Origin of the sequence: Methylobacterium bullatum (genome assembly GCF_014845095.1) — a bacterium.
Taxonomy (GTDB): domain Bacteria; phylum Pseudomonadota; class Alphaproteobacteria; order Rhizobiales; family Beijerinckiaceae; genus Methylobacterium; species Methylobacterium bullatum.
This window is the reverse complement of sequence record NZ_NKUG01000042.1, coordinates 1-11,851: the sequence shown is the minus strand read 5'-3', so window position 1 is coordinate 11,851 and position 11,851 is coordinate 1. Positions and strand designations below refer to the sequence as shown.

12 protein-coding genes are annotated in these 11,851 nt (G+C 66.1%); 5 read left to right on the top strand and 7 right to left on the bottom strand.

The genetic code is table 11. The annotated features are described in order from the left end of the window. The first annotated feature begins 17 nt into the window (after positions 1-17). Positions 18-293, top strand: a complete 276-nt coding sequence (locus MBTS_RS06010; RefSeq protein ID WP_244973505.1) for a hypothetical protein — start codon at positions 18-20, stop codon at positions 291-293. Positions 294-658: 365 nt separating this feature from the next. Here the strand turns inward: MBTS_RS06010 and MBTS_RS06005 are convergent, their stop codons facing one another. Both MBTS_RS06005 and kdoO read right to left on the bottom strand, forming a co-directional pair. Beyond that, positions 659-958: an antibiotic biosynthesis monooxygenase family protein gene (locus MBTS_RS06005; RefSeq protein WP_147831796.1), complete on the bottom strand. Its 300-nt coding sequence runs from the start codon at positions 956-958 to the stop codon at positions 659-661. 39 nt (positions 959-997) lie between these two features. Beyond that, the gene (kdoO, locus tag MBTS_RS06000) at positions 998-1,864 is read right to left on the bottom strand and encodes a Kdo hydroxylase KdoO (protein ID WP_147831798.1); all 867 of its coding nucleotides are present in this window, start codon (positions 1,862-1,864) and stop codon (positions 998-1,000) included. A 318-nt stretch (positions 1,865-2,182) separates the two neighbouring features. On the opposite strand from kdoO, the gene MBTS_RS05995 reads away from it, so the two are divergent. Both MBTS_RS05995 and MBTS_RS05990 read left to right on the top strand, forming a co-directional pair. Beyond that, on the top strand, positions 2,183-2,626 hold the full coding sequence (locus tag MBTS_RS05995) for a DNA-directed RNA polymerase sigma-70 factor (protein ID WP_018043027.1): 444 nt from the start codon (positions 2,183-2,185) through the stop codon (positions 2,624-2,626). 150 nt (positions 2,627-2,776) lie between these two features. Next, positions 2,777-3,022 (top strand): hypothetical protein, encoded by a 246-nt coding sequence (locus tag MBTS_RS05990; RefSeq protein WP_210322686.1) that lies wholly within the window; start codon positions 2,777-2,779, stop codon positions 3,020-3,022. A gap of 57 nt (positions 3,023-3,079) precedes the next feature. Here the strand turns inward: MBTS_RS05990 and MBTS_RS05985 are convergent, their stop codons facing one another. Next, entirely contained in the window at positions 3,080-3,553 is a 474-nt protein-coding gene (locus MBTS_RS05985) for an Hsp20 family protein (protein WP_018043025.1), read from the bottom strand. Between the two features lie 179 nt (positions 3,554-3,732). On the opposite strand from MBTS_RS05985, the gene MBTS_RS05980 reads away from it, so the two are divergent. Then, positions 3,733-4,737 (top strand): alpha/beta fold hydrolase, encoded by a 1,005-nt coding sequence (locus tag MBTS_RS05980; RefSeq protein ID WP_043764309.1) that lies wholly within the window; start codon positions 3,733-3,735, stop codon positions 4,735-4,737. An 88-nt stretch (positions 4,738-4,825) separates the two neighbouring features. Here MBTS_RS05980 and hisN read toward each other — a convergent pair whose 3' ends face one another. The 3 genes from hisN to MBTS_RS05965 all read right to left on the bottom strand — a co-directional run bounded on the left by hisN (position 4,826) and on the right by MBTS_RS05965 (position 8,746). Continuing rightward, on the bottom strand, positions 4,826-5,614 hold the full coding sequence (hisN, locus tag MBTS_RS05975; RefSeq protein WP_192215253.1) for a histidinol-phosphatase: 789 nt from the start codon (positions 5,612-5,614) through the stop codon (positions 4,826-4,828). 157 nt (positions 5,615-5,771) lie between these two features. Next, positions 5,772-7,718 (bottom strand): AI-2E family transporter, encoded by a 1,947-nt coding sequence (locus MBTS_RS05970; RefSeq protein WP_192215252.1) that lies wholly within the window; start codon positions 7,716-7,718, stop codon positions 5,772-5,774. Between the two features lie 266 nt (positions 7,719-7,984). After that, positions 7,985-8,746 carry a LamB/YcsF family protein gene (locus tag MBTS_RS05965; RefSeq protein ID WP_192215251.1) on the bottom strand — a complete coding sequence of 254 codons (762 nt, stop codon included), beginning with the start codon at positions 8,744-8,746 and terminating at the stop codon, positions 7,985-7,987. Between the two features lie 397 nt (positions 8,747-9,143). Between MBTS_RS05965 and MBTS_RS23980 the strand changes: the two genes are divergently transcribed. Continuing rightward, positions 9,144-10,229 (top strand): methyl-accepting chemotaxis protein, encoded by a 1,086-nt coding sequence (locus MBTS_RS23980; RefSeq protein WP_056144836.1) that lies wholly within the window; start codon positions 9,144-9,146, stop codon positions 10,227-10,229. Here the strand turns inward: MBTS_RS23980 and MBTS_RS05955 are convergent. Then, positions 10,219-11,511 (bottom strand): nicotinate phosphoribosyltransferase, encoded by a 1,293-nt coding sequence (locus MBTS_RS05955; protein WP_056144651.1) that lies wholly within the window; start codon positions 11,509-11,511, stop codon positions 10,219-10,221. The genes MBTS_RS23980 and MBTS_RS05955 overlap by 11 nt on opposite strands. Between the last annotated feature and the right edge of the window lie 340 nt (positions 11,512-11,851).

Below are 11,851 nucleotides of genomic sequence, written 5' to 3'. Positions count from 1 at the left end.
AGCCAACCGAGCGGAGCGTGCCGTTGCGTCGCATCGACCCGCCGCACTCCGAAAAGTCTTCTCCTCGACGGCGGCGTGGCGTCTTCGGCCGAGCCTATGTCGGTCTCAAGCTGATCCTGACACTCGGGCCGCTTGCCTTCCTGCTTCTCTCGGCCGTCGCCGAATGTGGACCCCGCTCGTCGGCGCTCTTGCCGGACTTCCTGCAGGCCAGTGCCTGCGCACGGCGCGACCTCACCCGCCACGCATGGTCCATCGAAAGTACGCTCAAGACCGTATCGGACCGTCTTCGCTGAAGCCGCACGGCAGCGGTGTGATCCACGAAAGAATTTTTAATCCTAACCGAACGCTACGGCGAGTTGCGTAGGTTTCAGCTGCATGCCGCACAGGTTGGTTTGTACGCCCTCCAAGAGCAAGGCCTGGGAGCGTGATGCAACCGGATTCGCCCGCCGTTCTCCCGTTGCACTCAGGTACCGCTGATATGGGTCTGCGCCCTGGCAGAGTGGTAGCATCGCGGCACGCCGATCGGAGCGACGCCAAGGACGTTTTCGGCGATGTCACGACGGTGCGCCGAGGTTGATGGGTCTTTCGCTGGATGCCGCGTGAAGCCCTAGGCGCTCCTCGACAGCCGCATCGAAATGCTTATCCGGCAATCCGGGCGTCAGAACGCCTGGAGGGTGAGCTCCGTATGCTCGACGCTGGGCGGTCCTTCGAAGAACGGAGAGACCATCGCACGATAATCCTTCCACGCCTGCGACCCGGTGAAGAGTTCGGTATGGTCGGCGAGCGTCTCCCACTCGATTAGCAGCCGGTAGCGCTGGGGTTTCTCCACGGAACGGCGCACGGCGAAGCTCTTGCAGCCCTTGGCGACCTTGAAGATCTCGGATGCTTTGGCGAGGTTCGCTTCGAAATCAGCCTCCATGCCGGATTTGATGTCGATCTGTGCAATCTCGAGGATCATGGCGTGGTCCTAAACCCGGTCTCTGTGGTGGGGGTGATCTTAACGGAGTTTGCGCCCGAGCTTCTTGGCGAGGATCCGCTGCGGGCTGCGCTCCGGATCCGCCTGGCTCGTCACGGGCAGGTAGGCCGTCTGTTCCAACATGTAGCGGCCGCCCATGGCGCCATGCATGACAAGGTCCGAGAACGTCACCCAGGTCTGGCCCGGGGCGAACTGCACGTCGGCCTGGGGACCCTTCTGCTGGTACTCTATGTCCTGCTTCAGTGCATCGTGGAGATGCAGCATCAGATGGTCGTATTCGGAGCGGCGCGCCTTGGTGATACGCAGTGCCGCCAGCAGCCGCGCCGACGAGGGCGAGTAGCCGGGCAGGCGCGGCAAGAACTTCTCGGCCATCGAGCCGAAATCCTCGCCCACCCGCCACAGGCGGGGCTGCCCGTTCGGGTTGATGTTGCGGAAGATGCGAAGGATGCGCTTCTCGCCGATCGGGTTCGACGGAAAGGCGTCCACATGCAGGCGTGTATCGTCCCGGCGCCAGCTGAGCTTGCGCTGGTCCACCTCGAACGGGCGGTAGGAGGTGCCGGCCAGCGTGATCTTGCCGGTATAGGCCGGCAGATGGCGGTCGATCAGCCCCTGGGCGAAGGCTTTGTAGCGGATGAGAAGCTGGCGCAGGGCCTCCTGCTCCTCCGGCGTTCCGGCTGCCCCTCTCAGTGAGGCCTCCTTGCCGCGGATGTTGACGTTCTTGGCCTTGCCGTCGGCAAAGGGTCGCTCGACGAAGCGCTTCTCGAAATCGTTGAAGGGGAAGTCTTCATCGTGGAAGACGAGGACCGAGCCGCTCTCCAGAGCTTCGACAAGAGAGGGGACGCCGGGCGCTGATCCGTCGCGGGCGACGGAAAGGATCGGACTGATCATTGGGGAGGCGTCCTCGAAAGCCGCGTGTGCCGCGCGGTTTAGCCGAAGCTCGGGCTTTCCGCCAAGGGCGGGCCTGTAAGGGTAAGGATGAGCCCGTCGCATGTGACGACGGGTGTCAGAGGATCGATGCTACCTCGAGCGACTGACGATGCATTAGCGGTGGATGAAATCTTCACCCGGTTGTCATTGCCGCGATGTCGGCCCAACCCTGTTCAATCTAGCGAGAGCATCCGTCGCAACCTTGGCGCATGCCCGACCGTTCTCTCGTTGACGGGCCGGTCCAATGGTTCGGCTGCGACGGCAGCGAGGAAGCCGACGATGGCGACGTTGAAGGAATTCGAGGAGGCCCTGCGCGAGCAGGGCATGAACATGGCGCTCGCCCTGCTCCAGCGTCTGCGCGAACGCGACCGGGCGACCCGCACGATCAAGCCGGCACGACGCCTCACGGGGCAGAAGATGACGCCGGATCTGGCGCGAGCCATCCTTGATCTCCACGCCTCCACGGGAATGACCCAGCAGGAGATCGCCTTCAAGGTCGGCGTGAACCAGGGGCGGGTCAACGAGGTGATCAAGCGCGGCAAATGGCTGAGCGACAACCCGAATGCACCTGAAGCCGTGGCCCGCGACAAAGCAAAAGCCCGGATGCGCGGCGAGCCGAGACAGCACCGTCCTGCATCAAAACCTCCGGTTCGCAAGGAGGCTCCGGTCGCTGCACGCCGCAGGCAAAGCCCTCAGGGGCAACTCGTCTTCGGCGACCTCTGAATCCTCTACCGAAACCTGGCTGATCGGCTTGGAGTTACCTCGGTGAGACCGCGTTTCCGTGCGGTGGAAGACGAGGAGCGTTGGGCTGTGTTGAAGGTTTACCGTTTCATCTGCGTTATATGTACCGTCATCGGCATCAGTTGGCCCGCCATGGCACAGCGGCCATCAACCCTCGACATGACCTGCCCAGAGGCGAGAGCCGTCGTGTCACGGAGCCGGGGCATCGTCCTCGGGACAGGTGGATCGACCTACGATCGCTTCGTGCGCGACCGTGGCGCATGCGAGGTCACTGAGATCACCATCCCCGCCTACGCGCCCACCCGCGATATGGCGGATTGCTTCATCGGCTACCGATGCCGGGAGCCGGGCCGAGGCGACCGGTTCGATGGATTTTGAACGCGAGCAAGCGCCCCGACCTCCCGGTCGGGGCGCTCATGGTCGAAAGACCGGCGATTACGCCGCTGCTTGCACCTGACCTTCGATCACGGGCGCTTTCACGGCGCCCGACGTGGCGATCTGGATCTGGCGGGGCTTCTTAGCCTCCGGAATCTCTCGGACGAGATCGATATGGAGCAGGCCGTTCTCCAGGGCCGCACCCGTGACCTGAACATAGTCGGCGAGCTGGAACCGGCGTTCGAACCCGCGAGCTGCGATCCCCTGATGAAGAACCTCGGCTTTGCGGGTCGTGTCGGGACTGCGCTCGCCCTTGAGCGTGAGCGCGTTTTCCTTAACCTCGATGGTGAGGTCGGATTCGGTGAACCCAGCCACCGCGACGGTAATACGGTAAGCGTTTTCGCCTGTGCGCTCGATATTGTAGGGCGGATAGGTCGGGACCGCATCGGCGCTCACGAACTGGTCGAGGGCCGAGAAAAGACGGTCGAAGCCGACGGTAGAGCGATAGAGGGGAGCAAGATCGAACTGGCGCATGACATATTCTCCGTAGGAAGCAACATGTAACGTTATCGTCCGCCCAGAGGGCCGGACCGTTGCGCCGCCGTATCGGCCGGCGCTCCTCCAATATCGGAGGTACGTCGGAAGGCTTCAAGAGTCTGGATAGCCCTTCTCATGCAAAATTTGCCGCTGCTTCTCTTGTCTGGATCCTCCACATGTTGACCCTTGCTTCCACGCCTGGAAATCCGGCCCCTCCGGGGGGGACGTTGGTCGTCGTCCATGCAGATGACGGGATCCGGCTGAGGGCGGCCCATTGGCGCCCGACGACCCGGTTGGCGAAGGGAACAGTGTGCCTGCTGCAGGGCCGGGCCGAGTTCATCGAAAAATATTACGAGACCATCTCGGAGCTGCGCCGGCGCGGTTTCGCCGTTGTCGCGTTCGATTGGCGGGGCCAGGGGGAATCACAACGGCAGGTCTCCGACGCGCATCGCGGCCACGTCGCGCGATTCGACGATTATCGCCGCGATCTCAAGGCGATCGAGGATGCGATCCTGCGGCCGCTGATGCCGCATCCGCATATGTGCCTGGCCCATTCCATGGGCGGCGCCGTGGCGCTGACCGGGGCGATGGATGGGTGGCTGCCCTTCGCCCGCCTCGTGACGGTGGCGCCGATGCTGTCGATCCGGATGATCCGCTTCCCGGCGGCGTCGTTCTTCCTTGCTCGTGTCCTGCACAGGCTGGGTCTCGGGCGCAGCTACATCCCGTTCGGCAAGCCCGCCTCTTTGGCTACGAAACCGTTCGCGGGAAACCGCCTCTCGGGCGATCCCACACGCTATGAACGCAACGCCCAGGCGGCCCGGGCCGTCGGCGCCAGCGCCGTGGGGGATCCGAGCGTGGCCTGGATCGTCGGCGCGTTCCGGGCGATGGCGAAGCTCGCCGATCCGCGAAAAGCCGCCTCGATCCGCATTCCGACTCTCGTGATCGGCGCCGGCGCCGACCCAGTTTGCGACACCGCGATCACGGAACGGTTCGTGGGCCGCCTCTCCTCCGGTTTCCTCCTCGTCCTGCCCGACGCCCGTCATGAGATCCTCTCGGAACGCGACGCGATTCGAGACGATTTCTGGGCGGCTTTCGATGCCTTCGTACCGGGGACTGTCGTGTCGGAAAGGGCTGAACACGCCGATGCGGGGCGGGCCGTCGCCGCCGCGATGACGCCGTGAGACACGCCCCCGATTGACCGGAAGAGGCCATCGCTTCTCCTCGGCCAAACGAGTGACGCAGAGCCTAAGCCATTAAAGAATCAGTGCATTACGGGTTGAGGTGGCGCAGGGCCGCGGCGTGGAGCCGGACGTCCCCGGCGGCGAGGATCCGGCCGCCCTTCGCGGCTGAACCGCCATCCCAGGCGGTGACGATGCCGCCGGCACCCTCGATGATCGGGATCAGCGCGACGATGTCGTGGGCCTTCAAACCGGCCTCGACCACGAGGTCGATCTGGCCTGCCGCGAGCATGCAATAGGCATAGCAATCGGTGCCGTAGCGCGACATGCGCACGGCGCCCTCGATGCTCCGGAAGCGATCCTGCTCGTCGCCCGGCGCGAACAGACGCGGATCGGTGGTGGCGAGCAGAGCGTCCGCGAGGCGCTCGCAGCGGCGGGTCATGAGCTTGCGCGGGCCGCGAATGCCGTGGAACGAGGCGCTTGCCCCATCCCCCACGAAGCGTTCGCCGAGATAGGGCTGGTTCATCAACCCGCGCACCGGCACGCCGTCATGGAGCAGGCCGATCAGCGTTCCCCAGGTGGGAAGCCCCGTGATGAAGGCGCGGGTGCCATCGATGGGGTCGAGGACCCAGACGCACTCGGCATCCGCGTGGTCGGAGCCGAACTCCTCCCCGACGATGCCGTGGGTGGGGAATGTGCTGCGGATCCGTCCGCGCAGGATCGTCTCCGCCGCCCGGTCGGCCTCCGTGACGGGATCGAAGGCGCCGGTGTCCCGGCCCTTGTCGTCCATGCCGAACGAGGCCCGGAAGAAGGGCAGGATGGCCTGGCCCGACTCGGTGGCGAGGTCTTCCATGAACCGTGCGAGATCGACGACGCTCATCGAAAGCCTCCCTGTGGAACCGCCCCGCAACCGAAGCGGTGACGGGCGACCCGCGTCAAGTCCGGACCGCCACGAACAGGCCCGAAACACCGCCATCCCCCGGGCGGAATCAGCGGAATCGCCCGGCTCTTCGGCCGCGGCGGAAAACCCGCCGCGTTCAGGTTGGAATCGCGGCGGCGACCGGCGCCGATGGCGGCAATTCGGGTGGTGTCTCCGGCGGAACTTTGGGTTCGGAAGGCTCCGCTCTCGCGACCGAGGCCGTGGTGCCGGCCCGGGCGAGGACGGCCTGCAACGCGGCGTCGAGGGACGACACATGCGTATCCGCGCCGATAGCCGCCCGTTGGCTGTCATCGTTGAGGATCTCGTGATCGGCCTGCCAGAGACCGACGACGATGGGCAGGCCCGGCATGCGGTTCTTCAGCCGTCCGACGAGGCGGCGCAGATGCGTCGGCTCCCCGTTGATGGCGAGGGATACGATGCAGAGCATCCGGGCCGGGCCGGGGTCGAACCCGTCGATCTGAACCCGGGCCACGTCGGAGAACGGAACGATTCGGGTGCCGATGCCGCGCTTGTTCAGCAATTGGGCCAGGATCGTGCAGGCCGATTCGTCGACGAAGCTGCGGCCCGTCACGCACAGGACCGCGCCGTCCTGCTTCCAGGCTGCCGGGATGTCGTCCGGAATGGCGAAATCGTCGTCGGGCACCTCGACCTCGCGGCGGTCGAGGCCGGCGATGAGGACGGCCACCGTGTCGCGGATATCGTTTTTCTGCTCCGGCGTGAGCACCCCGCGCGCCGCGTCACGGGCGGCGAGTTCGAGCCCCTTCAGCACCACGTCGTCGTAATAGGAGGAGAGCGAACATTCCTTCAGGATCAGCTCGGCATGCTCCTCGGCCTCCTCCGGGTCGTCGGCGAGGATGCGCTGGTAGAAATTCTCCACCGGGGTCAGGGCCGGCCGGTCGCCGAACAGCACGTCGAGGAATTCGAGCTTGTCCACGTGCCGCCCCAGCACCACGAGGCAGACGGTGAGCGGCGTCGACAGCAGCAGGCCGACCGGTCCCCATAGCCATGTCCAGAACAGGGCCGAGACCAGCACGGCGAAGGGCGACATCCCGGTGGACTGCCCATAGAGCATCGGCTCGATGACGTGCCCGGTCAGCGGTTCGAGGATCAGGAACACCGCGAGCGTCGCGATGACCATCGTCCAGCCGGGATCGACCGCCGCCGCCAGGGCCAGGGGGAACAGGGCCGCCAGCGCCGCGCCGATATAGGGCACGAACCGCATGAGCGCCGAGAAGATGCCCCAGAGGGCTGGGTTGGGCACGCCGATGACGGAGAGGCAAATGCCGATCACCACGCCGAAGGCGGCGTTGAGGGCGAGCTGGACCAGGAAGTAGCGGCTGAGACGCCGCGCGGCATCGTCCATCGCCACGGTGGTCCGGTGGAGATCGCTCGACCCGACGAGGCGGATCATGCGGTCGCGCAGGTCTTCGCGCTGCATCAGCAGGAACAGCAGCACGATGAAGACGATGCCGGTGGTGGCCAGCGGATGCAGGATCGGCGACAGGATGGTGTTGGCCAGGGCCAACGGGTCCGGTGCCCGCTCCTTCATCTCGACGACGACCGGTTTCTCGGGCGGCGGAGCGTTGGGTTTTCCAGCCTCGGGCTTCGGAGCCTCGGGCTTGGCGCTCTCCTCGCCGCCCTGGTGCATCGTCCGGCCGATATTGGCGACGTAATCGGCCAGCCGGCCGGCCGGGCTGTCGCGCAGGCCCTCGACCTTCTGCTCGATGGTGGTTCGGTAGCGGGGCACGTCCTTTGCCAGATCCGCGAGTTGGACGCCGATGAGGGTGGCCAACGCCGCCGCCACCCCGAGCGCCATGACGACGGAGGTGGCGACCGACAGGAACCGCCCGAAGCGCAGGCGCCGCAGCAGGTAGACGATGGGGCCCAGCACGAAGGACAGCAGGACCGCGATGGCGATGGGAATCAGGACGTCGCGGCCGATATAGAGGCCGGAGACGATCAGCGCGGTGACGATGAGGGGCGAAACCAGCGAAGGAGGGAGCGCTTCGGCCGCCGCGATGCGCGTCGCCCGAGGCGGCAACATCGGTTCCCGCAGAGGCGTCGCCCGGGAGATGCCGCTTTTGCCACTCACGGAACTTTTTGCACCCGCAAAACTCTTGCCACTCGCGGACCCCGCCTTAGGCGCCTGCGGCGATGCGGCCTCAACCGGGGTGGGTGTCGCCATGTCGATTCCGTCTCAACGCTACGCACACGATGGCGCTGCGGTCTCGCCAGCGTCGTCGCCATGGGGAACGGAGTATCGGCGGGAAACGATCCCTGCTGCTTTCGACGTTTGTATTCATTCCGAGATCAGGCAGCGGCGAAGGCGGCCAGTTCGAAGCCCGCTTCCCCGAGGGCCAGCCGCACCGCGCGCGCCGTCTCCACCGCCTGCGGCGTGTCGCCATGGACGCAGATCGTGTCGATGGACACCGCGATCCTGCGGCCGGCCAGAGTGATCACCGCCCCCTCCTCCACCATGCGGCGGACCCGCGCCGCCGCCTCGGCCGCATCGTGAATGACGGCCCCTGGACGCGAGCGCGCGCAGAGCTGCCCGTCCTCCTCATAAGCCCGGTCGGCATAGATCTCCCGCACCACGGCGAGGCCGGCATCGAGAGCCGCGCGCTCGGCCGCGAGGCCCGGCATCACCACCAGGGGCAGGGTCCGGTCGACGGCGAGGACCGCCCGCGCGAGAGCCTTCGCCACATCCGCGTCGGCGTTCGACAGGTTGGCGAGGGCTCCGTGCGCCTTCACATGGGTGACGCGATGATGGCCGAGGGCCGCGCAGGCCTGGAGCGCTCCGATCTGGTAGGCCACCCCTGCCTCGATCTCCCCCGCGCTTTCGGCGATGACGCGACGGCCGAAACCGCGCAGATCCTGAAATCCCGGATGGGCGCCGATGGCCACGCCGCGTGCCCTGGCCGCCGAGGCGGTGACGACCATGATCGAAGGATCGCCGCCATGGAAGCCGCAGGCGACGTTGGCCGAGGTGACGAGATCGAGGAGGGCCGCGTCGTCGCCGAGCGTGTAGGGGCCGTAGCCTTCGCCGAGATCGGCATTGAGATCGATCCGCATGAGGTCCGCCTTATGGGTTCTGCCTTCGTCCATCATCATAGGTTCGCCGATGCGGTTGCGAAGTTACCGGTGCCGTCCGACGAGTAACCGATCCCGTATCCAGGCCGCCGTCGAAGTTCGGGCAGCACAACATTGCTTTCAAGCCAAGACAGTGTCGTTGCCACGATATATTCATCAGGATCATGGCCCGGGAGCCGCTGATCCGAAGCCCGATGGCGCGCTGCCTCTTCATGATGTCGGGTTTTGTTGTTCGGCATCACTCTTTCGTGATGGACGAAGTGGGATCTATAGCGCCAAGTTCAGTCAGGACAACATAATTCATGGATTCTTATAAGATCGTGCCTCATTTGATCGATCGATTTTATTTGTCGGCGGGCACATGGGCGACGTGGTTTTCATGCGGGATGATCGGGCGGGGTCTCCGGATTCCGAAACCGGTGATTCGAGCCTGCGCGGTGTCGCGGCCGAGATCGCCGAGCTCAAACGCATTTCCTCGGACAAGAGCCGCCGCATCCAGGGCATCACGGCGCAGGTGAAGATACTGGCCTTGAACGCGCTCATCGAGGCGGCGCGGGCCGGTGAGATGGGGCGCGGCTTCGCGGTGGTGGCGCAGGAGGTGCGCGCCATCGGCGCGGAGGTCGAGACCGTGGCGAAGGCCCTCGAAGCCGAATTGTGCGGCCGGATCGTCTCGGTTCAGTCCCAGGTCGAGAGATTGTCCGAGCGATCCCAGAACACGCGCCTCATCGATCTCGCACTCAATGCCGTCGAGCTGATCGATCGCAACCTCTATGAGCGGACCTGCGATGTGCGCTGGTGGGCGACCGATAGGGACCTGGTGGAATGCGCCGCCTATCCGACGCCGGAGCGGGCCGCCCATGCCACGGAGCGCCTGGCCGTGATCCTCGGGGCCTACACGGTCTATCTCGATCTCTGGCTCTGCGGATTGGACGGACGGGTCATCGCGCATGGGCGGCCCGACCGCTTCGGCGACATCGTCGGCCGTGACGTTTCGGGCGAGCCCTGGTTCAGGAAGGCGGCCGGCCTCCCCGATGGCGACGCCTATGTCGCCGCCGAGGTGGCTCCCCAACCGGGTCTCGGTGGCGCGCAGGTCGCCACCTTCTGCGCCGGCATCCGCGAAGGCGGCCGGAGCGAGGGACGGCCCATCGGCATCCTGGCGATCCATTTCGATTGGGAGCCGCAGGCCCGGTCCATCGTGGACGGCGTTCGCATCGACCCTGCGGATCGCGAGCGGACGCGGGTGCTGCTGGTCGACGCGCAGGGGCTCGTCCTCGCATCCTCCGGCCGCCGCTCCCTCCTCCAGGAGATCCTGCCGTTTCGGCCGGGCGAGCGGCGGAGCGGCGCCGATTCGGCAGGCGCCGTCACCGCCTTCCACCGTACCCCCGGCTACGAGACCTATGCCGGGCTCGGCTGGTACGGCGTCATCGTGCAGCAGCCCGAGGAATGGCGGACGCTCACACGATGACCGGCATCGCCGCCATCTCCCCGGTGCCGAAGACGCGCTTGTAACGGGCGATCTCGTCGGCCGGCCCGATGGCCTTGGACGGGTTGTCGGAGATCTTCACGGTGGGGCGGCCGTTGGCGGCGATGACCTTGCAGACGATGGAGATCGGATCGAGCCCGTGATCCGGCACCAGCCCGCGAAAATCGTTGGTGAGCAGGGTGCCCCAGCCGTAGCCGATGCGCATCCGCCCGTGGAAATGCGCGTGGATCTCCTCGATCGTCCCGACATCGAGCCCATCCGAGAAGATCGCGAGCTTTTCGTGGGGGTCGCAGCCGCGTGACGCCCACCAGGCGATGGCCTCTTCGCCGCCCTCGATCGGGTCCTTCGAATCGATGCGGATGCCGGTCCAGGCCGTCATCCAGTCCGGCGCATGGGCGAGGAACCCGGTGGTGCCGTAAGTGTCGGGCAGCATCACCAGCAGGTTGCCGGCATAATCCTGCTGCCAGTCGCGCAGCACGTCGTAGGGCGCCTGGGCCAGCGCCGCGTCGTCCTCCGCCAGCGCGGAATAGACCATCGGCAGTTCGTGGGCGTTGGTGCCCACCGCCTCGACTTCGCGGCGCATGGCGATGAGGCAGTTCGACGTGCCGAGGAAGGCCTCGCCCAAGCCCTCGCGCATGGCCTCGACGCACCAATCCTGCCACAGGAAGCCATGGCGGCGGCGGGTGCCGAAATCGGCGATGGAGAGGCCCGGCAGGCGCTTCAGCCGCTCGATCTTCTCCCACACCCGGGTCATCGCCCGCGCGTAGAGCACTTGCAGCTCGAACTTGCCGAGCCCGCGCAGGATTCCGCGCGAGCGCAACTCGTTGAGGATGGCCAGCGCCGGCACCTCCCACATGGTGGTCTCGATCCAGGGACCGTGGAAGGTGAGGACGTATTGTCCGTCGCGCGCCTCGAGTTCGTAGTCCGGCAGGCGGAAGCCTTCGAGCCAATCCATGAAATCGGCCGAGAACATCTGGCGGTTGCCGTAGAAGGTGTTGCCGCGCAGCCAGGTGGATTCCCCCCGGCTCAGGCGAACCGTGCGGGCGTGATCGAGCTGCTCGCGCAATTCGCCCACATCGACGAAATCGGCGATGCGGACGGAGCGGCTGCGGTTCTGGATGCCGAAGGTCACGTCGGCGTCGCGATGGCGGCGAAAGATCGTCTGCGCCATCAGGAGCTTGTAGAAATCCGTATCGAGCAGCGACCGGATGATCGGGTCGATCTTGAAATTGTGGTTGTAAACCCGCGTCGCGAGATCGAGCATGGTCGGGAGGGATCCGGCGCGGGACCCGGGCGCCCGCTCGCCGGCGAAGAGCGCATGGGCCTCGGGCACGAGTCAATCGTACACCCGGCGATTGGCGGGGGGGCGACGTCGACTGAACGGTTCGGCCCCTCGCGTTTATTCGCAGACGGGTGAGGTGAATCGCGGGTCTCTCTCCCCTTAGTGGGGAGAGGTCAGGAGTGGGGGTGGCTCCGCCAGCCTCCACCGGCGGAGGGTCGCCCCACCACCCCCACCTCCAACTCCTCCCCCCAAGGGGGAGGAGGGCCGCGCCTCCCCGGCCATGGGGGAATTTGAATGGCTGCAAACGGGGTCGTACGGGGGA

What these genes read in the sequence shown, in the direction of transcription:
- MBTS_RS06005 (WP_147831796.1), bottom strand. Translation starts at nt 958, where the DNA reads ATGATCCTCGAGATTGCACAGATCGACATCAAATCCGGCATGGAGGCT.
- kdoO (WP_147831798.1), bottom strand. Translation starts at nt 1,864, where the DNA reads ATGATCAGTCCGATCCTTTCCGTCGCCCGCGACGGATCAGCGCCCGGC.
- MBTS_RS05995 (WP_018043027.1), top strand. Translation starts at nt 2,183, where the DNA reads ATGGCGACGTTGAAGGAATTCGAGGAGGCCCTGCGCGAGCAGGGCATG.
- MBTS_RS05990 (WP_210322686.1), top strand. Translation starts at nt 2,777, where the DNA reads ATGGCACAGCGGCCATCAACCCTCGACATGACCTGCCCAGAGGCGAGA.
- MBTS_RS05985 (WP_018043025.1), bottom strand. Translation starts at nt 3,553, where the DNA reads ATGCGCCAGTTCGATCTTGCTCCCCTCTATCGCTCTACCGTCGGCTTC.
- MBTS_RS05980 (WP_043764309.1), top strand. Translation starts at nt 3,733, where the DNA reads ATGTTGACCCTTGCTTCCACGCCTGGAAATCCGGCCCCTCCGGGGGGG.
- hisN (WP_192215253.1), bottom strand. Translation starts at nt 5,614, where the DNA reads ATGAGCGTCGTCGATCTCGCACGGTTCATGGAAGACCTCGCCACCGAG.
- MBTS_RS05970 (WP_192215252.1), bottom strand. Translation starts at nt 7,718, where the DNA reads ATGTTGCCGCCTCGGGCGACGCGCATCGCGGCGGCCGAAGCGCTCCCT.
- MBTS_RS05965 (WP_192215251.1), bottom strand. Translation starts at nt 8,746, where the DNA reads ATGCGGATCGATCTCAATGCCGATCTCGGCGAAGGCTACGGCCCCTAC.
- MBTS_RS23980 (WP_056144836.1), top strand. Translation starts at nt 9,144, where the DNA reads ATGCGGGATGATCGGGCGGGGTCTCCGGATTCCGAAACCGGTGATTCG.
- MBTS_RS05955 (WP_056144651.1), bottom strand. Translation starts at nt 11,511, where the DNA reads ATGCTCGATCTCGCGACGCGGGTTTACAACCACAATTTCAAGATCGAC.